Genomic DNA, 20,669 nt, shown 5'->3' with positions numbered 1-20,669 from the left:
CGGGTCACGGGTGCGGAGCGGACGCGAAGCCGTCAGCGAACGACGGACGTGGACGCGTCAGCGACCCGTGGCGGGAGGTGTTCAGTCAGGAGTGACGCCGGGCTGCTCGCCCGGGGTGCGCAGCGAGTGGCGCAGGCCGGCGCGGCTCATCGCCGCGACGGCGTTGTCGACGGCTTCGGTGGTCCAGAACGGGACGCCGAAGTTGAAGCCGTCGAGGTGTCCACCGGGGGCCGAGGTGCCACCCGGGGCGGTGGGGACGGCCGGCGCGATCGGAAGCTGCGCCGGGGTCAGCGGCAACGGCAGGTCGCGGTGCCCGTCGCGGGAGTGACCCGCGGCACCGGTGCCGTTGTCGTGCTGGTCGCCCGCCAGGGTCGCGAGCGCAGCTTGCGACGTGACGGGAAGTTCGGCGGCCGGACCGGCGGGCGTGCCCGCCGCCTGGCCGGCCCCGGTCACCGGGTGGTCCTCGACCGGGGCGAGGCCCGGGAGGCCGGGGAGCGGGACCAGGTCGCCGTGCCCGGCCGGGTCGAGCAGCTGCCACACGTGGCGGCCGAAGTCCGCGTCCGGCGCGGGGGTCATGGTCTGCTCGATGACCTGGCGGGTGTCCTCCGGCTTGCGCGCGATGTGCTCGAACGCGCCGAGGGTGCGCTGGGCCGGGCTCAGCACCGCGTCGTCGGCGAGGCCCGTCACCGAGTCGCTGACGCGCTCGGAGACCTCCTGGCCGACGGTGCGGGTGTCGGTGTGGTCGCACGGACGCGGGACCTGCGGCTCACTCCACGTCGTCGCGTCCTGGTGGCAGACCGCGTCGACCGCTCCGCCGGCGACTCCGCCCGCGAAGTGGCCGGTGCCGTGGTTCACGTCGCCGATCCCCGCCGCCGTGGCGTCGGTGACCGGGGTGACGGAGGCCGTGCCCACCTCGACGGTGGCGGTGTCCGCGGAAGCCGTGGCACCGGAGACGAGCCACGCGGCGGCAGTACCCGCCACCACGCCACCGAGCACGAGCAGCGCACGCGACACGAGACGGCCGGCGCGCTTGGCACCCTGCCCCTCGTTCGCCGCGGTGTTCGCCACTCGTCGTCTCCTGGTTCGTGATCCGGTCGTTGCGGAAGCGACCTAATCAAACCGGCGCCGCGCCGCGCACCCTCGACACGGCTTGATGCCCCCATCGTGTGAAAGACAACCCGTGTAGCCCGGTTTGACGGTCGGTGATCATGCCTGGCCGCCACGCGTGTCGGATTCGGCGGCCGGAATACGGCCGAATCGGGCAGTCCAGCCGCTACGGTGAGCCGGTGACCCACGCGCGACGCGAAGACCCGTTCCTGCCGGTGCACGAGGACGTCACCGGGCTGATCCCCCGGGGTCTGCGCATCAGCGCGGCACTGGCGTGGCGGTTCATCGTGGTGGTCGCCGCGTTGTACGCGGTGGTCTGGGTGATCGGCTACCTCTCCGTGGTCGTCATCCCGCTGTCCATCGCCCTGCTGCTGTCCGCGCTGCTCGCGCCGGCGGTGCAGAAGCTGGTGGCGGTGAAGTTCCCGCGGGGACTGGCGACGGCGATCGTGCTGATCGCCGGCCTGGCCGTGCTGGGCGGGCTGCTGACGTTCGTCATCACGCAGTTCTCCTCCGGCCTGCCGCAGCTGCAGCAGCAGGTGAACGCGAGCCTCGACCAGATCAAGAACTGGCTGCTCAACGGCCCGCCGCACCTGCGCCAGGAGCAGATCCAGGACTTCATCAACCAGGCGATCGGGTTCATCCAGAACAACCAGGCGTCCCTCACGACGACCGCGCTGACCACGGCGAGCACCGTCGGCGAGATCCTCACCGGTTTCCTGCTGACGCTGTTCGTCACGATCTTCTTCCTCAGCGGCGGCGAGGGCATCTGGTCGTTCCTCGTGCGCGCCGTGCCGAAGCGGGTCCGCAACCGCGTCGACGTCGCCGGGCGCCGCGGGTTCGCGTCGCTGGTGAGCTACGTGCGGGCGACGGCCGCGGTCGCCGTGGTCGACGCCGTCGGCATCGGCGTCGGCCTGTGGATCATGGGTGTGCCGCTGGTGATCCCGCTGGCGACGCTGGTGTTCATCGGCGCGTTCATCCCGATCATCGGCGCGGTCCTCACCGGCGGCGTCGCCGTGCTGATCGCGCTGGTGACGAACGGCTTCATCGGCGCGGTGATCGTGCTGGCCATCGTGATCGGCGTGATGCAGCTGGAAAGCCACATCCTGCAGCCGCTGCTGCTCGGGCGGGCGGTGAAGCTGCACCCGCTCGCCGTCGTCCTGGCCATCACCGCCGGCCTGGTCGCGGGCGGGATCGCCGGCGCGCTGCTGGCCGTGCCGCTGCTGGCCGTGCTGAACGCCGGGGTCCGGTCGCTGCTGCACGAAACCGACCCCGACCCGGCCGAGGTGGACGTCCTCAAGGACCAGGCCGCGCAGCCGAACGACGCCGAGCCCGGGTCGCCGAAGGCCGAGATCGCGACGGTCGCCGAGGCCGAAGCCGACTCCTCCACGGCGGAGCCGCCGAAGCGCGACGAAAGGCCGTGACCGTCAGGAGGACGCCGGACCCCGTCACGCCGATGTGGCGGGGTGTGCTGGCGTTCCGCGTGCTCACCTGGGCGTTCGCCTGCGGCACGGTGATCGTGCAGAGCGGGCAGTACCGGCGCGAGTGGCTGGCCTGGGCAATCCTCGGCGTGATGGCCGGGTGGTCGGCCCTGAGCAGCTTCCTCTACCTGCGTGAGCGGACGCGGCCGCCGTCGCTGGTCATCTTCGACGTCGTGCTGAGCACCGGGCTGCTGCTGACTTCGCCGTGGGTGCTCAGCGACGCCCAGTTCGCGCAGAACGTCCCGCTGATCACCACCGTGTGGGCGGCCGTGGCGCCGGTCGCCGCGGGTGCGCGGTTCGGCGCGGTGGGCGGGGTGCTCGCCGGGCTGGTCGTCGGGGTGGCGACCGGGCTGGCGCGGGAGAAGTTCGACCTCGACGTCGCCCGCGACGGCGTCCTGCTCGCCGCCGCCGGCCTGCTCGTCGGCATGGCTTCGACGATGGCGCGGCGATCCGCGGCGCGGCTGGAGCAGGCGCTGCGGAAGGAAGCGGCGACGGCCGAGCGGGAGCGGCTGGCGCGGTCGATCCACGACAGCGTGCTGCAGGTGCTCGCGCGGGTCCGCAAGCGCGGCAACGAGGTCGGCGGCGAAGCGGCGGAGCTGGCCCGGCTGGCCGGCGAGCAGGAGATCGCGCTGCGGTCGCTGGTGACGACCGAGCCGGTGCAGCCCTCCGACAGCGGCACGATGAGCCTGCGCGCCGCCTTGCAGGTGCTCGCGACGCCGTCGGTGCAGGTCTCGGCCCCGGCAGACGACGTCGAGCTGCCGGCGCACGTCACCGGCGAACTGGTCGCCGTGACCCGCGAGGCCCTGTCCAACGTCGAGAAGCACGCGGGCCCGGACGCGCACGCGTGGGTGCTGCTGGAGGACCTCGGCGACGAGGTCGTGGTCAGCATCCGCGACGACGGACCGGGCATACCGGACGGCGTTCTCGAGCAAGCCGCCGCCGAAGGGCACCTCGGCGTGGTGGAATCCATCCGGGGGCGGGTCCGCGACCTCGGGGGGAGCGCGACCCTCGACACCGGGCCCGGCCGGGGCACGGAGTGGGAGGTCAGGGTGCCGAGCACGAGGGGTGCGAGATGAGCCGCGAGATGAGCCAGGAGATGAACAGGGAACCGCGGATTTCGGTGATGGTGGTCGACGACCACCCGATCTGGCGCGACGGGGTGGCCCGTGACCTCACCGAACACGGCTTCGACGTGCGGGCGACGGCGCCGGACGCCGACGCGGCGGTGCGGATCGCGCGGACCGTGCAGCCGGACGTCGTCCTCATGGACCTCAACCTCGGCAGCACGTCCGGCGTCGACGCCACCCGCGAAATCACCACGGCGCTGCCGTCGACGAAGGTCCTCGTGCTGTCGGCGAGCGGCGAGCACAAGGACGTCCTCGAGGCGGTGAAGGCCGGCGCGTCGGGCTACCTGGTCAAGTCGGCGTCCGCGGTGGAGCTGGTCGACGCCGTTCGCCGGACCGCCGCCGGCGACCCGGTGTTCACCGCCGGCCTGGCCGGGCTGGTGCTCGGCGAATACCGGCGGATGGCCGACGCGTCCGCCGAGGGCACCGCGGGCGCCGAGCCGCCGCGGCTGACCGAGCGCGAAACCGACGTCCTGCGCCTGGTCGCGAAGGGCCTCACCGCACGGCAGATCGCCGAGCGGCTCGTGCTCTCCCACCGCACGGTGGAGAACCACGTGCAGTCGACGCTGCGGAAGCTGCAGCTGCACAACCGCGTCGAGCTGGCCCGGTACGCGATCGAGCACGGCCTCGACGGGGAGTGACCCTCAGGGCAGGACCGCGAAGCCCGACCAGGTGCCGGCGGGCAAGGGGGCCTGGCTCAGCCGCCACTGCGGTTCGCCGGGGTGCCAGGCGGCGAGGACGCGGTCGGCGAGCACCAGGTCACCGGCGTCCGACCAGTCGAAGCCGCCACCTCGCTTGAGGTGCTCGGTGACGAACGGCATCCCCGGGGCGTGGTCCCAGGTCGGTCCGTCCGGGCGCAGCAGCCAGATGTCCCGCGTCTGCGTGGCGGTGTTGCGGTAGGCGGGGTTCGCGAAGTCGACGGCCCAAAGGGTCCCTTCGCGCGAGGGCACCACGGTCGGCGCCGCGCCGATCGAAGGCCTGCTGAGCTTCTTGCTGCTGTTGTCCCGCAGGTCGACCAGGGTCAGGTCGGTCAGGCCGTCGAGCAGCATCCAGTCGCCGGCGACGCCGAGGATGCGGGGCGCCTGCCGGATCGTGCGGCCGGTCGCCGGGTCGATCAGGGCGTCGGTCGATTCGGCGGCGCCGGCGTTGATCGTGATCAGCAGGCCGTGCGCGGTCTCGGTCCGCACCTGGGTGCGGCAGCTGGCGGGCTGGCCGCGGCCGAGCTCGCCCGCGTCGAACGAGACGTGCTGGAGCCGGCAGTCGTCCGGCCCGTCCTGCCGGATCAGCCAGACGCCTTCGCCGCCGGCGTCCGGACCCGCCGACCAGGCGCGGCCGAGGGACCGCGGCGGGCTCGACGGCCCGGTGTACTCGAGGATTTCGAGGGGCTGGGCGTCCCGGGAGTACGGCGGGACGACCGTCAGGACGACGTGCTTCCCGGCCCGCACGACGGACAGCTGGGCCTCCCCGCCGGGGTAACCGGGCGGCGTGGCGGCGGGGCCGCGGTCGGCGTCGAACAGCGTGGGTCCGGCGGTCGGCAGCAGCGCGGTGACGCCGATGCCGCCGGTCGCCCGGATGCCGGAGAGTTCCGTCAGCGGAGCGGGCGGCGGGGGCGGGGGTTCGGCGGTGCAGCCGGCGACCAGGACGGCGGCCACGGCGACGGCGACGGCGAGGCGGACTACGGGTGTGTTCAGGGTTTTCCCCCGATCTCCCTGGTGGAATCCAGTTCTACCATCGTGGACATGGGCGAGGAAGAGACTGCGACGGCGGAACCGGTGACCGAAACCAAGCCGTTGAGCGAGCGCGATCTCCGGGTGTCGGACGACGAGCGCGAACACGTCGTCGGCGTGCTGCAGAAGGCGATCGGCCGCGGGATGATCGACCTCGACGAGTTCACCGAGCGCACCGACCGCGCGCTCGCGTCGAGGACGCGTGGCGAGCTGAACGCGGTGCTGGCCGACCTCGCCGGCCTCTACCACCCGGCCGCGGCCCCGGCCGCCGCTCCGGCGTACGCGCCGCCGGTGGGCTACGGCGGCGGCTACTCGACCGGGCAGCGCTTCGAGCTCAACGCGAAGTACTCGTCGCTGCACCGCGGGGGGCCGTGGGTGGTGCCGTCCGAGCTGGTCGTGCGCAACAAGTACGGCTCGACGAAGCTGGACTTCACCGAGGCCCAGGTGCAGTCGCCGGTGGTGCACATCGAACTGGACGCCAAGTGGGGCTCGGTCGAGATCATCATCCCCGAGCACGCCTCGGTGGACCTGAACGCGATCAGTGACGTCAAGTTCGGCGCGATGGAGGACAAGACGCGCAGCAACGGCCGGCTGGGCAACCCTCGGTACGTGCTGAGCGGGCGCGTGCACGGCGGGTCGCTGGTCATCCGGCACCCGCGGCGCGGGCTCTTCGGCTAGCCGGGGCCCCTCTGCCCCCGGCGTCAAGAAGGCCTCCCCACCCAGGCATCGGGTGGGGAGGCCTTCGCTCGTCAGGCCGTCGGCCGGATCGACCGCAGGTGCCGGGCGGCGAACCAGGCCAGGACGGCGAACGCGACGGCGGCGAGCCCGGCGACGACGTGCAGCCCGGCGGGCAGGCCGTAGGAGCGGGCGACGGCGTTGCCCAGCGTGCCCACGGTGGCGAGGCCGAAGGAGTAGCCGAACTCGTTGACGGTCTGGGCCAGCGAAGCGGCGGCGCCCGCCTTGCGCACCGGCACCGAGCCGACGACGAGGTCGGTGCCCAGCGCGACCATCGGGCCGACCCCCGCCGACGTCACGGCCAGCCCGATGGCCGGCCACAGCGGGCCGGCGGCGGAGTCGGCGAAGACGAGGATCGCCATGCCGGCCGCGGCGAGCAGGACCCCGCCCGTGATCAGCGCACCCGGCCGGACGCGCCGGGCGAGCACGGGCGCGGCGAGGAAGCTGACGGTGGAGGTGGCCATCCCCGGCAGCAGGCCGAGCGCGGCCCCGACCGGCGAGAGGTGCTGCGCGAGCTGGAAGAACTGCGCGGTGAACAGCATGGTCGTGCCGCCGAGCATGCTGAACAGCAGCATCCCGCCGAGGGTGGTCCGCAGCGCCTTGACGGCGAACAGGCTGAGGTCGACGAGCGGATCGGCGAGCGTGCGCTGCCGCTTCACGAAGACGTGGCCGATGAGCAGGCCGGCTGCGAGAGCGAGCACCGGAACGGTGCGGAAGCCGTCGCGGGCGAGTTCCTTGACGCCGTAGACGACGGGCAGGATCGCGCCGAGGGAAAGGGCGACACTGGGCAGGTCGAGGCGCCCGGCGGTCTCGTCGCGGTACTCGGGCAGCAGCTTCGGGCCGATGATCAGCAGCAGGACCATGGCGGGGACGCCGAGCAGGAAGACCGAGCCCCACCAGAAGTGCTCGAGCATGAACCCGCCGACCACCGGACCGATGATGGCGCCGACGGTGAAGCAGCCGGCCCAGATCCCGATCGCTTCGGCCCGCTGCCGCGGGTTCTCGAACATGGTGCCGATGAGCGAGAGGGTGGAGGGACCGAGCGTGGCCCCGGCGATGCCGAGCGCGGCCCGCGCGGCGATGAGCATGCCGGCACTGGTGGAGAAGGCGGCGACCACGGAGGCGGCCCCGAACGCGGCGGCCCCGATGAGCAGCAGTTTCCGCCGCCCGATGCGGTCGCCGAGGGTTCCCATGGTGACCATGAACCCGGCGACCATGAAGCCGTAGGTGTCCATGATCCAGAGCTGCTCGGTGCCGTCGGCGTGCAGGCCGGCGGCGAGCTTCGGCAGGGCGAGCACGAGGACGAAGACGTCCAGCGAGACGAGCAGGGTGGGCAGCGCGAGCACGGCGAGCCCGATCCACGCCCGGCGCCCGGCCCGGACGCTCCCTGTTCCGCCGGATACGACGCCGCCGGCTTCGGCCGGGGCGGAGGTGGTGGCGGTCATGGCGAGGTCCTCTCGACGGGTTGGTTCCGTTCTCACCTCTTCGTCGAGCGGCCGAGGCCCGGATCGACACCGGCCCGGAAGGTTTTCCGCCGAAGTCCGTGAAGGCCACCCCGGGCTCGCCGGGACGGCCTTCACGGACGCGGGGCGGGTTGCCCACACCCCTCGATCAATGTGGACAACCACGCCGAACCAGGTTCGCACAGGGAGGCACTGTCGGTGATGACCGATAGACTGAAAGTGGGGGGGCGCCCCTGCGGCGGCGGAGTGATTCGCGCTGGGCCGATCGTCAAAGGGCAGGCCGCCCGTCGAAAGCCAGCCGCTCGTCGAAGGGCAGGCCGCCCGTCGAGGGCGCGCTACCGCGTCGAGGTGCCGAAGGGCTGATCCCGATGTCCCGGCCGCCGCGGGACTCTCGCGAACCAGTGCGCCGGCGTCGACCGGCTTGGCCGACGCCGACGTCCGGGTCAGAGGCGAGCGGCCGCGCGGGCGGCTGCCGGGTCCGCTGTGGCCAGGGTGGCTTCCGCCAGGGCTTCGCACTCCGCCAGCGTCGTGGCCGCCAGGCTTGCGCCCACCGCACGGATGGCCGGGGCGTTCATCGACAGGCTCGTCAGGCCGAGACCGGCCAGGACCAAGGCCAGGCGCGGGTCCGCCGCCGCTTCGCCGCAGACGCCTGCCGGTTTGCCCGTGGCCTTCGCCGCGTCGCCGATCAGCTTCAGGAGGCGCAGGAGGCCCGGCTGCCACGGGTCGTTGAGCTTCGCCACCGCGCCCAGCTGGCGGTCCGCCGCGAACGTGTACTGGGCCAGGTCGTTCGTGCCCACCGAGACGAAGTCGACGGCGTCGAGGATCTCGCGGGCGGTCAGGGCCGCCGCCGGGATCTCGATCATCACGCCCGCGCGGGCAATGCCCGCCGCGCGGACCCGCTCCGCGAACCAGGCGGCTTCCTCGACCGTGGCGACCATCGGGGCCATCACCGAGACCTCCGCGCCCGAATCCTCCGCCGCGCCCGCGATGGCCTCGAGCTGGCGGTCCAGCACCTCCGGCCGGTCGAACGCCACGCGCAGCCCGCGCACGCCGAGCGCGGGGTTCGGCTCGGCCTCGGGGGACAGGAACGCGAGGGGCTTGTCGGCGCCCGCGTCGAGCGTCCGCACGATCACCGGCTTGCCGCGGAAGGGCGCGAGCACCGCCGTGTACGCGGCGCGCTGGTCGGCCACCGACGGCTCGTCCGAGGCGTCCAGGTAGCAGAACTCCGTGCGGAACAGGCCGACCCCTTCGGCGCCCGCCTCGGCCGCGGCCTGGGCGTCGGCCGGCGAACCGACGTTGCCGTAGACCTTCACGCGGTGGCCGTCGGCCGTCGCGCCCGTGCCGTTCCACTCGGCGAGCTGCGTCACCGTCGCCGTGACCACCGGGGCGGCCGGGTCCGCGACCTCGACCGTGCCCGTGTCGCCGTCGACCGCAAGCGCTTGCGCGTCCAGGGCCAGCAGGCCGCGCACCGCGACGACGGCCGGGATGCCGAGCGCCCGCGCCAGGATCGCCGTGTGGCTGGTGGGGCCGCCCTCCTCGGTGACCAGGGCGAGGACCTTCGCCGGGTCGAGGCCCGCGGTGTCGGCCGGGGCGAGGTCGCGGGCGACGAGCACGCTCGGCGAGGCCAGCTCGGGCACCCCCGGCGGCGCGATGCCGAGCAGCTCGGCGATCAGCCGGTCCCGCACGTCGCGGACGTCGCGGACGCGCTCGGCCATGTACCCGCCGGCCGCGGCCAGCGCCTCGGCGAAGCCTTCCGCGGCCTGGTGGACCGCACGCGCGGCGGGCAGTCCCTGCGTCTTGACCAACGCTTCGGCCTGTGACGCGAGCGCTGGGTCGGCCGCCATCGCCGCGGTCGTGATGAGGATCGTCGCGGCCTCGCCGGTGGCCGTCTCGGCCTGCTTTTCCAGCCGGCCGGCGACCGCAGAGGCCGCGGGCGCGATCCGGGCGGCCTCGGCGGCCGGATCGGCCGGGGCGGGGGTGGCGGCGGGCTCGCCGAGCGGCTCCGCGACACGGACGACGGGACCACTCGCGCGGCCGGGGCTGACGGCGACCCCGGACAGGGACTCCGCGGCGGCGGCATCAAACTCAGGCATGGTCTAGACCATAGCTCAGGTAGGCCTGGATATCTCGTGGTGGCGGGCACAAACCGCGTTGCCGTACCCGTTCGAGCACCGGCCGGACCTCCTCGTGCCACCAGGAGCCGGCCAGTTCGTCGCGGCTGCGCACGGGCCGTCCGGCCAGCATACGGCGGAAACCCCAGGCCTCGGCCGAATCGGCGAGCCGGAACCAGTCGGCCGGGTCGTCGAGCCACAGCCCGAGGCGCACGTCGTCCGGCAGCGGCACCCGCTCGAGGAACATCCGCTCGGCGGTCTTCGACGGCAGGTCCGCGAGCGTGAGGCAGCGCAGCGCGCAGGCGACCGTGCCGATCCAGCGGACCCGCGCGCGGATGGTCCGGGCGCCGCGGGCGCGGGCGATGCCGACTCGGTGGTGGCCGTCCTCGACGAAGAACATCTCGGAGAGCCGCACGAGCCGCACCGGCGGCAGGTCCGCCGACGTCCGCGTCAGGTACTCCCAACGCTCGCGCAGCGCGCGGTTGCGCGGCCGGAACTCGCGGTCGAAGTCCCCGGCCCGGGCGACCGTCCCGACGACGCCGTCCAGCGGCACCTCGTAGACGCCTTCGTCCAGCTCGGTCTGCTTGCCGAGCGCCTTGAGGGTCTCGTCGAGCGGCATGATCGCGAGCCGGTCGGGACGCCGGGCGTCCGCGATCGCCCGCAGCTGAGCCGCGTAGCCGCGCCACCAGGCCGAGTCGAACGAATCGCCCATGTGAGCTGCAACACGGCCTGCCGGGTGATCATTCCCCGAGGTCGGCCGCGGTCGGGTAGGACGGCTGGGCGCCGGGCCGCGTCACGCTGAACGCCGCGACGCGCACCGCCCGCTCCGCCGCGGAGACCAGTTCGGTGCCATCGGCGAGCGATGCGGCGAGCGCGCCCGCGAAGGCGTCACCGGCGCCGGTGGTGTCCACGGCCTCGACCTTCGGCGACTCGACCCGGCGCACCGAACCGGCTTCGACGACGACGGCCCCGGCCGCACCGAGGGTGACGACGGCCGCCCGCGGTCCCAGGTCGAGCAGCTTCCGGAAGTCCGCGCCGGGCCCGGTGAGCCAGGCGGCCTCGTGCTCGTTGACCAGCAGGACGTCGAGCCGGGCCAAGGTGGCGGGGGAGAGCTTTGCCGCCGGCGACAGGTTCAGCAGCACCTTCACGCCCTTCTCGGCGGCCCGCGCGACGGCGTGCTCGACGGTCGGCAGCGGCACCTCCAGCGAGACGACCATGACCTCGACCCCGTCGAAGACGGCGTCGACGTCGGCGGGCTCGAGGCTGGAGTTGGCGCCGGGGGAGACGAGGATCGAGTTCTCGCCGTCCGGGGTGACGGTGATGTAGGCGATGCCGGTCGGGCGGTCGCTGGTGCGCACGAGCCCGGTGTCGACACCGGCGGCGCGCAGCGAGTCCAGCAGCAGCCGGCCGTAGGGGTCGTCGCCGACCGCGCCGAGCAGCGCGACGTCGGCCCCGAGCCGGCCCGCCGCGACCGCGGTGTTGGCGCCCTTCCCACCCGGCGAGAGCACGGTGTCGCCGCCCAGCACCGTCTCCCCGCCGCCCGGGCGCCGGTCCACCGCGACGACGAGGTCGGCGTTGGCGGATCCCACAACGAGCACGTCAGAGTTCATGCCCGCACTGTGTCACGAATGCCGTCCGGACCAGGTCAGCACCGGTAAGAAGAGGAAAGTGAAGGTTTTTGTAACTTATCCGGGGCTGAGTGCGACAATCATGCGAGCAGCGGAAGCCTGTCACTCGATCGGGGGATGTCCGTCCCCCGGCCGTCACTTCGTGGCCCCGGTCCCGCTCTCCTGGTGCGTCATCACGCTCGACGTGGTGGCGTTGCCCCAACCGGCGCGAGCCGGGCAGGGCATCGGGTCGCCGGCGTCGATCACGTAGCCCCCCGAGTGATCGGCGTCGGCGGCGCCCCCTTCACCCTCGGCCGAGCGCCAGGGGCACCCCGGCCGGCAGGACGCTCCGGATGTGCGACTCGAACTGCCGCACCGCCGTCGCGCTCAGCACCCGTGGCATCCGGTACCAGCCGTCGCCCAGCCGCAGCGGGCCGAAGTCCGGCCGGTCGAGCGGGAAGCGGTCGGCGGCGGGCCGGAACTCGAGGTGGCCGGACGGGAGCCGGAGCTCGGCGATCTCCGGCCAGGAAACCGTGAACTCGCGGTAGTACGTCCGCCACCGGAGGCCGGCCGCCGACAGCTCCAGCCGGACCCGCGACTTCCGGGACCGGCTTTGCTGTTCGAGCACCGCCCACCAGGACACGCCGACGAAGACGGCGATGAACCCGACGACGCAGGCGGTCCGGAACCCGGTGTGCGGGCCGAACTCGATCACGGCCCCGAGCCCGACCTCGATCAGGAGGGCGAAGAACCGCACCCACCGCAGCAGCATCCGGTTCCAGCCGTTGACATGGATCGTGACGGAACCCGACGGCTCCACCGGCGGCGGCACCCACTCCGCCCGCGCCGGCCGGACCGGCAGCGGCGGGCCGGGAACCGGCGTTTCGCGGACCCGGTCAGGCGTGGTCCCGACGTGCTTTGCCAGCAGCTCCCGCACGCGCGGAACTTCGGTTTCGTACAGCTCCAGCCAGGCCACCAGGAACCCGTCGCCGACGTGGACGAGGCTCCGGCCCGGGCTTTCGAACCGGTCGTCGGCCGGCCAGAGCACGATCTGGTGCCGGGCGTTCTTCTGCGTGCCCCGGACGACCGAAGCCGCCCGCAGCTCGCCCCATCGCAACACCCACGCGACGCCGCCGATCACCCGCGTCAGCCCGGTGGGTTCGATGAGGAGCTCGTTGCGAACCGGCTTCCGCAGCGAGCGCACGACCAGGTACAACCCGAACAGCCCGACGGCGCCGCCGAAGACCCACCCCATCACGCGCGGACTCTCCTGCGTGGCCGCCAACGCCACCCAGACGAATCCGCCGGCCACGCACAGGAGAAAGCCGGCTTGGATCCAGTGCGGCCCGTCGGTCCGCGAAACGACGAACCGATCGCCCTGCGGCTCGGTCACTCGATCGACCCCGAAATCCGCTGCGTGCCCGGTTGCTCGAACACCGGCGGCGGGCCGCTCTCCTCGTCCGGGGCCTCACCGTCGTCGCCACCCAGCCAGTCGTCGACCCCTTCGGCCTTCTTCTTCCGGGACTCCTTGCGCCACTCCTTCTTGGCGTCGTCCCACAGTTCCTTGCCGAAGTCCTCCCCGAACTTCTCGCCGAACTCCTTCCGGGCGTCCTTCCGGATCTCCGTGCCGACATCCTTCAGGTTCTCGCCGAGCGACTTGTCCGACGAGACGGTGTCCCTCAGCTTCTTCCGAACAGGACGTTCGTCGCGGACCTTCTCGAGGAACGTCCGCGTGTCGCGCGGTTCGTCCTTGATCAGTTTGCCGACCTTCTTCAGCGGACCGGGCAGGCTTTCCGCGCCACGCTTCAGCGCGCCCTTGACCCGCCCGAAGATGTCGGTGATGCGGTGGAACAGCTCCTGGGCCTTCTTGAACGCCCGGACCAGCTTCTTGATCCACTCCATGCACTTGCTGCCGGTCTTGACGGCTTCCGCAGTGCCCTCGGTGGCCATGCCGACCGGCAGCGCCGGACCCACGTACCGGCACGCGATGCTGATCAGCTTGCCGACGCATTCGGAGATCAGGTCACGCACGATCGAGCGCACGACGCTCAGGATCGTCTTGCAGATGTCGACCAGCTTCGCGATCGCGTTGGCCCCGGTCGCGACCCCCGCGTACGTGGCCGCGCGGTCTTCGGCGAAGGCGCGATAGGCGTCCGCGGAGGCGCCTTCCCAGGCGGCGCTGTCCTTCTTGACGGTGTCCTGGAGGTCGGTGCCGATCTTCTCCAGTTCCTTGCCGACGTTCTCCCAGGTCCCGACCATGTTCTCCAGGGCCGTCTGGTCGCCGGTGAGCCAGTCGAGCGGCTCGCACAGCCACGGGAAGAACTCCATCGCCCAGCCGACGGCGGCCGAAGCGAGTGTCCCGATCGGGTCCGCGACGAGTTCCGGGAGGCCACCGGCGCCGAACGCGGCGTTCAGCAGGCCTTCGGTCCAGTTGCCGTCGGCGACGGCGGCACCCGCGTCCCAGAAGTCCTGGAAGAGGCCGGCGCCTTCGAGTGCGCTGCGGTCGTCCGCCGCGTCCGTCTTGATCAAGGGGTTTTCGGCCACGGCTCAGTCCGCCACCTTGAACAGGTCCGCGAACCCGGCCTCGTCGGCTTCCTTCAGCTGCTGCCAGAGCTGGATCCGGGTCGAGTGGTCGTACGACGACGTCGAGGCCGATTCGATCGCGATCTCCGCCACCTGCTGGGCAACAGCGCAGATCGCCGCGAGCGGGACGCCGAGCAGCCCGAACGCCTCGGGGTGCTCGGTCGCGCGGGCGGCTTCCTTGCACTGGCCGAGCCGGTCGGTGATCGCCTCGATGTGCTCGCGGTGCCGCTGCAGCTCCTGCGGGTCGACCGCGAAGCCCGGGCCGCCTGGTCCGGTCATGGTTCTCCTCCCTCGCCCGCGCGTCAGCGCAGGTAGTCACCGTCGCTGAAGTAGTCGTCGTCGTGGCCCTCGTCCGACGACGGCCGCGGCGCGCGTGGCGGCTCCGGGGGTTTCGGCGCGGAAGGCAGCTGCCGCTCCTCTTCCGGGACGAACCGGTCACCCTCGTTGCGGGGTGACGCCGGCGGGGCGAACCCCTCCGGCCCGGGCGCCGGGAACGCCTGCTCGAGCCGGCTGACCAGCTGGTCCATCACCTCGGGCCCGACCGGGTCGGTGACCCCCGCCCGCATCGCCCCGGCCAGCTTGCTCTGGGCGGACTTGACGGTGCGGAGGATCTCCTCGGCGAGATCCGGTTTCTCCCGAACGCTCAGGCCGATCTCCAGGCCGACGAGGTTGCCTGCGTGGTCGACCCGCACCCCGATCTGGCCGTCCTTGCTGCGCTCGGTCACCGAAACCGCTTCGATCTCGCTGACCATCCGATCGGCTTTGCGCTGCGACTCCGCCATCCGAGCCTCGAAACCCGCGATGAGCTGCTCGGGATTCGACACGCGAACCTCCCCTGTTCACGTCGGTAACCGTACGACGACCGAGTGTGGCACACGGGTCCGACAGTTTCGGCGGAGTTCCGGTTTTCCCACGTCAGGGGATTCGCGTTGCGGCAAGATCCGTCGTACCGAGCACCTAGACTGTCCGGATGAGCCACCCCACGCGGAGGGGTCGCGCGCGTGCGGCTACCGAACAGGACATCCGGCGGACCGCCCGGAAACTGCTCGTCGAGCAGGGGCCGGAGGCGGTCACGCTGCGCGCCATCGCGCGGGAGCTGGGGATCACCGCGCCCGCGCTGTACCGGTACTACGAGTCGCGGGACGACCTCGTCGAGAATCTGCGGCTGGACGTCTGCGCCGACCTGGCCGACGAGCTGGCCGAGGAGATCGCGGAGCTGCCGGACGACGGCGTGCTGCAGCTGTTCGCCATCTGCAAGGGTTTCCGGCGGTGGGCGCTCACCCACACGAAGGAGTTCACGCTGGTCTTCGCGTCGCCGACCGGCGGGGTCGGGTCGACGTCGGGCAGCGCGCTGAGCCGGGTCGACGAGCCGTTCGGGCGGATCTTCCTGGCCGCCGCCGGGCGGGTGCTCGCGCGGCACGACATCGTGCTGCCGCCGGCCAGCGGCGTACCCGACGAGCTGCGGGACGACCTGAAGACCTTCCAGGAGTCGCTGGTCGCCGTGCTCGTCGAGTCCGACCAGGGCGTGCCGGTGGAGAAGATCGACCTCGGCGTGACGTACCTGATGATCCAGTTCTGGGCCCGGCTCTACGGGCACGTCACGCTCGAGGTCTTCGGCAACTACCCGATCCCGATGTCCAAACCGGACGTCCTGTTCGAGGCGATGCTCATCGACCTGGCCAGGGAGATCGGGCTCTACTCCGGCTAGGCCGCGTGGCCGCCGTCGACCGACAGCGTCGCCGCGGTGACGTACGCGCCGGCCGGGGAAGCCAGGTAGGACACCGCCGCCGCGACTTCGGACGGCTTGCCGTAGCGGTCGAACGCCGTCATGGCGGCCTGGTCGGCCGCGTACGGGCCGTCGGCCGGGTTCATGTCCGTGTCGGTCGGGCCGGGGTGGACGAGGTTGACCGTGATGCCGCGCGGGCCCAGTTCACGCGCCAGCGCCTTGGTCAGGCCGACCATCGCCGCCTTGCTCGTCGCGTACAGCGCCATCCCCGGGCCGGGCACGCGATCGGTGACGCAGCTGCCGATCGTGATCACGCGGCCGCCGTCGGCCAGCACGCCGGCCGCGGCCTGCGTCGCGGCGAACACGCCGCGGACGTTCACCGCCAGCACGCGGTCGACGTCCTCGATCGCCGTCTCGGTGAACGCGCCGACGAAGCCGACCCCCGCGTTGTTCACGAGGACGTCCAGCCGGCCGAACTCGCCGACCGCCGCCCGGACCGCCGCCGACACCGCGGCCGCGTCCGCCGAGTCCGCCCGGATCGCCAGCGCGCGACGGCCGAGGTTCTTGATCTGCTCGACCACCTCGGCCGCGCGCGCGGCGTTGTGCTGGTACGTCAGTGCGACGTCCGCGCCGTCCTCGGCGAGCCGCCGGGCGGTGGCCGCGCCGATACCCCGGCTGCCGCCCGTCACCAGCGCCACCTTGCCGTCGAGGGTCATTCCCGGTTCTCCTTCGATCGAACGGATTCCTTGACCGTTCAATCAAATCGGGGATGGCCGCCGAACACTGGCGCCTTTTCGCCGTCGCGTTAGAGGACGATGTTGACCAGCCGCCCGGGCACCACGATCACCTTGCGGGGCGAGCCGTCGCCGACCAGCGCCGCGACCTTCTCGTCCGCCAGCGCCGCCGCCTGCACCTCGTCCTGCGACGCGGAGGCCGCGACCGTCACCCGGGACCGGACCTTGCCGTTGACCTGGATCGGGTACTCGACCGAGTCCTCGACCAGGTACTTCTCGTCCACCACCGGGAACGGGCCCTGCACCAGGGAATCCACGTGACCCAGCCGGCGCCACAGCTCCTCGGCCATGTGCGGGGCCAGCGGGGCCAGCATCAGCACCAGCGGCTCGGCCAGCTCACGCGGCGTCGACGCGGCCGCGCCGTACACCTTGGTGACGTGGTTGTTCAGCTCGATCAGCTTCGCGCCGGCCGTGTTGAACCGCATCTCCGCGTAGTCCTCGCGGACGCCCGCGATGGTCTTGTGCAGTACCTTCCGGTCCGCCTCGGAGGCGTCCTCATCGGACACCCGCAGCTCGCCGGTCGTCTCGTCGACCACCAGGCGCCACAGCCGCTGCAGGAACCGGTGCGCGCCCACGACGTCCTTGGTCGCCCAGGGGCGGGACATGGCCAGCGGGCCCATCGCCATCTCGTAGAACCGGAACGTGTCGGCGCCGTAGTTCTCGGCCATCTCGTCCGGCGTGACGACGTTCTTCAGGCTCTTGCCCATCTTGCCGTACTCCTGGGTGACCTCTTCGCCCTCGAAGAAGTACTTCCCATCGCGCTCCTCGACCTGCTCGGCCGGGACGTAGACGCCGCGCGCGTCCGTGTACGCGTACGCCTCGATGTAGCCCTGGTTGAACAGCTTCCGGTACGGCTCCTTGGACGTCACGTGGCCCAGGTCGAACAGCACCTTGTGCCAGAACCGCGAGTACAGCAGGTGCAGGACCGCGTGCTCGACGCCGCCGACGTACAGGTCGACGCCGCCGGTGTCGTCCGCGCCGTACTCGCCCGGGCGCGGGCCCATCCAGTACTGCTCGTTCTCCGGCGCGCAGAACGTCTCGGCGTTCGTCGGGTCCAGGTAGCGCAGCTGGTACCAGCACGAGCCCGCCCAGTTCGGCATCGTGTTGATGTCGCGGCGGTACTTCTTCGGGCCGTCGCCCAGGTCCAGCTCGACCTCGACCCAGTCCGTCGCGCGCGCCAGCGGCGACGACGGCATCGAGTCGCGGTCCTCCGGGTCGAACGTCACCGGCGAGTAGTCGGCGACTTCGGGCAGCTCGATCGGCAGCATCGACTCGGGAACGGCGTGCACTTCACCGCTCTCGTCGTAGACCACCGGGAACGGCTCGCCCCAGTAGCGCTGCCGGGAGAACAGCCAGTCGCGCAGCTTGTACTGGACTGTCCCGGTGCCGGCACCCTTCTCGGCCAGCCAGTCGATGATCGTCTTCTTGGCCTCGGCGACGTCCATCCCGTCCAGGAAGCCCGAGTTGATCGCCGGGCCGTCACCCGTGTACGCCTTGCCGTCGAAGCCCTCCGACGGCTGCACGGTCCGGACGATCTCCAGGCCGAACTTCTCGGCGAACTCCCAGTCGCGGACGTCCTGGCCGGGCACGGCCATGATCGCGCCGGTGCCGTAGCCCATCAGCACGTAGTCGGCGACGAAGACCGGGATCTGCTTGTCGTTGACCGGGTTCGTCGCGTACGCGCCGGTGAAGACGCCGGTCTTCTCCTTGTTCTCCTGCCGGTCCAGCTCGGACTTCCGCGACGCGGCGACGCGGTACTCCTTGATCGCCTCGGCGGGCGTCGCCGCACCCCCGGTCCAGCGCTCGTCGATCCCCTCGGGCCACTTCTCGGTGACCAGCTCGTCGACCAGCGGGTGTTCCGGGGCCAGCACCATGTATGTGGCGCCGAACAGCGTGTCCGGCCGGGTCGTGAAGACCTCGATGCCGTGGTCACCGGCGGCGAACATGACGCGGGCGCCGTGCGAGCGGCCGATCCAGTTCCGCTGCATGGACTTGACCTTCTCCGGCCAGTCCAGCAGGTCCAGGTCGTCGACCAGGCGGTCGGCGTACGCGGTGATCCGCATCATCCACTGGCGCAGGTTGCGGCGGAAGACGGGGAAGTTGCCGCGCTCGCTGCGGCCGTCGGCGGTGACCTCTTCGTTCGACAGCACGGTGCCCAGGCCCGGGCACCAGTTGACCGGCGCTTCGGAGATGTACACCAGCCGGTGGTCGTCGATCACCTTCTTCCGCTCGGACGCGCTCAGCGCCGCCCAGGCACGGCCGTCCGGCGTCGGGCGCGAGCCGTCCGCGAACGCGGCCTCCAGCTCGGCGATCGGGCGCGCCTTGCCGGCGTCGGTGTCGTACCAGGAGTTGAAGATCTGCAGGAAGATCCACTGCGTCCAGCGGTAGTACTCGGGGTCGATCGTGGAGATGCGCCGGCGTTCGTCGTGGCCCAGGCCCAGGCGCCGGATCTGGCGCAGGTAGGTCCGGATGTTCTCCTCGGTCGTCTTGCGCGGGTGCTGCCCGGTCTGGACGGCGTACTGCTCGGCCGGCAGGCCGAACGCGTCGAAGCCCATCGTGTGCAGCACGTTGCGCCCGATCATCCGGTGGTACCGGGCGAAGACGTCCGTGCTGATGAAGCCCAGCGGATGCCCGACGTGCAGGCCGGAGCCCGACGGGTACGGGAACATGTCCTGGACGAACAGCTTGTCGCTGGGCACGGACTGCCCCTCGACGGCGAGCGGCCCGACGGGGTTGGGCGCGTGGAAGGTGCCCTGGTCGGCCCAGTGGTCCTGCCAGCGCTGCTCGATCTGACCCGCCAGCGCGGCCGTGTACCGGTGCGCCGGGACGTCGGTCCCTGTTGTCTCGGTCATCGCCGTCTTCCTCCGTGGGAGCTACTCCAGAAACAACTCGACCCCTCAGCCACCAGGGCATGAGGGGTCGCCGCGCCGGCCGGGCCGGGCCCGGTCAGCGCGGCAGGCTAAGACCCTTGAAAAACGGGATCAGCCGAGCCGTGTTCATGTGCACATCGTAACTTGCTGGTCAAAGCCGTTCGGAGGGGACCGCCAGTGCGACGAGCTGCGTGACCTGCGTCGCCGAGAAATTGTTGTCGCTGACCAAGATCAAGCTGCGCTCGCCGTCCGGCAGCTTCGGCCCCCACGTCATGCCCTCCAGGTTGTCCACAGTGGACAAGCCGAGGTCGGCCGCGTCGAAGAGGAACCGCTTCTGCACCGGCTTGACGTGCTTGGCGCCGGCGAGTGACGGCACGTTCAGGACGTTCGTCGCCCCGCTCGTGTCGATCTCGTAGACGCGCACCTTGTTGCCGACACCGGTGCTGAACGAGCGCTCCATCATGAGGAACTTCGTGGGGTCGGCCTGGTCGACGGCCAGCATCGAGGAGACGCCGGTGGTGGCGAACGCCGTCGGCGGCACCGGCGCGGCGAACAGCGGCTCCTGCGGGTAGGCGTACTGGGCCAGGACCGGCCCGAACCGCGCCTGCAGCGTGATCCGGGAGAGCGCACCGGACGTCGTGGTCGCCTCGGGGCCGTCCTGCAGCAGCGGGCCCTCGACCTCGCTGGCCAGCAGCGAGCCGAAGCCGGTGAACGTGATGCCCTCGAGGACCAGGTTCTGCCGCGGACCGGCCGTCGGCGTCATCTTCTCGTTCGCGGGGATCGGCAGGTCACGGACGTACTTTCCGTCGCGGCGGGCCTCGCGGACGGACGGATCGATCAACGTCGTCGCCGTCCGCTCGCCCTCCTGCGACCAGTAGTAGTCGCCGGTCCACGGGTCGACGCGCAGCTCTTCGGGGTCGATCGTCTGCTCGTTCTGCGGCTTGGCGGGGTCGTTCTGCGCGAGCGGCGGGTACGGCGTGCCGTCCGGGCGCAGGAGCGGCTTCGTGCCGGTGAAGGTGACGTCGCCGACGCCGCGGGCGGTGACCGGGAAGGTCGCCGTGTAGAACCGGGCGGGGTTGATCGCGGAGCGGTCGTCGCAGATCAGCGCGTACCCGCCGGTCCGGGGGTCGTAGTCGATGCTGGACAGGCCGCCGACCGTCGTGCCCTGGAACTGCAGGGCGTTGGGGACGATCTTCTCGCCGAGCAGCCGGATCGGCCGCTGGTGACTCTCGGTGGCGCTCGCCGGGGTAGCGGCGAGGATTCCCCCGATCAGGGCAGCGGTCAGGACGGTGGGCAGTACACGCGGTGACATGGCCTGTAGCACAGTCGATCAGGGTATCCGGC

Annotated in this window: 18 protein-coding genes; 5 read left to right on the top strand and 13 right to left on the bottom strand. The window is 71.8% G+C overall.

Annotation, left to right across the window (positions count from 1 at the left end; genetic code table 11):
* Nucleotides 1–81: 81 nt before the first annotated feature.
* Nucleotides 82–1,068, bottom strand: coding sequence for a hypothetical protein (locus tag ACLJOU_RS03270; RefSeq protein WP_410562926.1), 987 nt, complete (start codon nucleotides 1,066–1,068; stop codon nucleotides 82–84).
* A 218-nt stretch (nucleotides 1,069–1,286) separates the two neighbouring features.
* Here ACLJOU_RS03270 and ACLJOU_RS03265 point away from each other — a divergent pair, with 218 nt between their 5' ends.
* The 3 genes from ACLJOU_RS03265 to ACLJOU_RS03255 are packed head-to-tail and all read left to right on the top strand — an operon-like array spanning nucleotide 1,287 to nucleotide 4,350.
* Nucleotides 1,287–2,528: an AI-2E family transporter gene (locus ACLJOU_RS03265; protein WP_410562924.1), complete on the top strand. Its 1,242-nt coding sequence runs from the start codon at nucleotides 1,287–1,289 to the stop codon at nucleotides 2,526–2,528.
* Nucleotides 2,525–3,661 (top strand): MacS family sensor histidine kinase, encoded by a 1,137-nt coding sequence (gene macS / locus ACLJOU_RS03260; protein WP_410562923.1) that lies wholly within the window; start codon nucleotides 2,525–2,527, stop codon nucleotides 3,659–3,661. The genes ACLJOU_RS03265 and macS overlap by 4 nt, the downstream gene beginning before the upstream one ends.
* Before the next feature lie 20 nt (nucleotides 3,662–3,681).
* Nucleotides 3,682–4,350 carry a response regulator gene (locus ACLJOU_RS03255; protein WP_410564693.1) on the top strand — a complete coding sequence of 223 codons (669 nt, stop codon included), beginning with the start codon at nucleotides 3,682–3,684 and terminating at the stop codon, nucleotides 4,348–4,350.
* 3 nt (nucleotides 4,351–4,353) lie between these two features.
* Here ACLJOU_RS03255 and ACLJOU_RS03250 read toward each other — a convergent pair whose 3' ends face one another.
* Nucleotides 4,354–5,361 (bottom strand): hypothetical protein, encoded by a 1,008-nt coding sequence (locus ACLJOU_RS03250; RefSeq protein ID WP_410562920.1) that lies wholly within the window; start codon nucleotides 5,359–5,361, stop codon nucleotides 4,354–4,356.
* 87 nt (nucleotides 5,362–5,448) lie between these two features.
* Between ACLJOU_RS03250 and ACLJOU_RS03245 the strand changes: the two genes are divergently transcribed.
* Nucleotides 5,449–6,114 (top strand): DUF1707 domain-containing protein, encoded by a 666-nt coding sequence (locus ACLJOU_RS03245; RefSeq protein WP_410562919.1) that lies wholly within the window; start codon nucleotides 5,449–5,451, stop codon nucleotides 6,112–6,114.
* 71 nt (nucleotides 6,115–6,185) lie between these two features.
* Here ACLJOU_RS03245 and ACLJOU_RS03240 read toward each other — a convergent pair whose 3' ends face one another.
* The 8 genes from ACLJOU_RS03240 to ACLJOU_RS03205 form a co-directional block, all read right to left on the bottom strand.
* The gene (locus ACLJOU_RS03240; RefSeq protein ID WP_410562917.1) at nucleotides 6,186–7,616 is read right to left on the bottom strand and encodes an MFS transporter; all 1,431 of its coding nucleotides are present in this window, start codon (nucleotides 7,614–7,616) and stop codon (nucleotides 6,186–6,188) included.
* Between the two features lie 461 nt (nucleotides 7,617–8,077).
* A complete protein-coding gene (gene ptsP, locus ACLJOU_RS03235; RefSeq protein WP_410562914.1) occupies nucleotides 8,078–9,727 on the bottom strand; it encodes a phosphoenolpyruvate--protein phosphotransferase in 1,650 nt (549 codons plus the stop codon).
* Nucleotides 9,720–10,457, bottom strand: a complete 738-nt coding sequence (locus ACLJOU_RS03230; protein WP_410562912.1) for a hypothetical protein — start codon at nucleotides 10,455–10,457, stop codon at nucleotides 9,720–9,722. The genes ptsP and ACLJOU_RS03230 overlap by 8 nt, the downstream gene beginning before the upstream one ends.
* A gap of 28 nt (nucleotides 10,458–10,485) precedes the next feature.
* A complete protein-coding gene (locus ACLJOU_RS03225) occupies nucleotides 10,486–11,355 on the bottom strand; it encodes a ribokinase (protein WP_410562911.1) in 870 nt (289 codons plus the stop codon).
* A 301-nt stretch (nucleotides 11,356–11,656) separates the two neighbouring features.
* Complete coding sequence (locus tag ACLJOU_RS03220; protein ID WP_410562909.1) at nucleotides 11,657–12,745, bottom strand: hypothetical protein; 1,089 nt, start codon at nucleotides 12,743–12,745, stop codon at nucleotides 11,657–11,659.
* Nucleotides 12,742–13,896 carry a WXG100 family type VII secretion target gene (locus ACLJOU_RS03215; RefSeq protein WP_410562907.1) on the bottom strand — a complete coding sequence of 385 codons (1,155 nt, stop codon included), beginning with the start codon at nucleotides 13,894–13,896 and terminating at the stop codon, nucleotides 12,742–12,744. Before ACLJOU_RS03215 ends, ACLJOU_RS03220 begins: the two co-directional genes overlap by 4 nt.
* Before the next feature lie 3 nt (nucleotides 13,897–13,899).
* Complete coding sequence (locus ACLJOU_RS03210) at nucleotides 13,900–14,214, bottom strand: hypothetical protein (protein WP_410562906.1); 315 nt, start codon at nucleotides 14,212–14,214, stop codon at nucleotides 13,900–13,902.
* Nucleotides 14,215–14,237: 23 nt separating this feature from the next.
* Nucleotides 14,238–14,759, bottom strand: coding sequence for a YbaB/EbfC family nucleoid-associated protein (locus ACLJOU_RS03205; RefSeq protein WP_410562904.1), 522 nt, complete (start codon nucleotides 14,757–14,759; stop codon nucleotides 14,238–14,240).
* Between the two features lie 146 nt (nucleotides 14,760–14,905).
* Between ACLJOU_RS03205 and ACLJOU_RS03200 the strand changes: the two genes are divergently transcribed.
* Nucleotides 14,906–15,643: a TetR/AcrR family transcriptional regulator gene (locus ACLJOU_RS03200; RefSeq protein WP_410562903.1), complete on the top strand. Its 738-nt coding sequence runs from the start codon at nucleotides 14,906–14,908 to the stop codon at nucleotides 15,641–15,643.
* Here ACLJOU_RS03200 and ACLJOU_RS03195 read toward each other — a convergent pair.
* From ACLJOU_RS03195 to ACLJOU_RS03185, 3 genes are all read right to left on the bottom strand, one after another.
* On the bottom strand, nucleotides 15,640–16,377 hold the full coding sequence (locus ACLJOU_RS03195; protein ID WP_410562901.1) for an SDR family oxidoreductase: 738 nt from the start codon (nucleotides 16,375–16,377) through the stop codon (nucleotides 15,640–15,642). The genes ACLJOU_RS03200 and ACLJOU_RS03195 overlap by 4 nt on opposite strands.
* Before the next feature lie 89 nt (nucleotides 16,378–16,466).
* Entirely contained in the window at nucleotides 16,467–19,307 is a 2,841-nt protein-coding gene (gene leuS / locus ACLJOU_RS03190; protein WP_410562899.1) for a leucine--tRNA ligase, read from the bottom strand.
* Nucleotides 19,308–19,476: 169 nt separating this feature from the next.
* Nucleotides 19,477–20,637 (bottom strand): esterase-like activity of phytase family protein, encoded by a 1,161-nt coding sequence (locus tag ACLJOU_RS03185; RefSeq protein WP_410562897.1) that lies wholly within the window; start codon nucleotides 20,635–20,637, stop codon nucleotides 19,477–19,479.
* Between the last annotated feature and the right edge of the window lie 32 nt (nucleotides 20,638–20,669).

Source organism: Amycolatopsis sp. cmx-4-61 (assembly GCF_046548775.1).
Lineage (GTDB): Bacteria > Actinomycetota > Actinomycetes > Mycobacteriales > Pseudonocardiaceae > Amycolatopsis.
The sequence above is the reverse complement of the archived record's forward strand: the minus strand, read 5'-3'. Positions and strand labels throughout refer to the sequence as shown.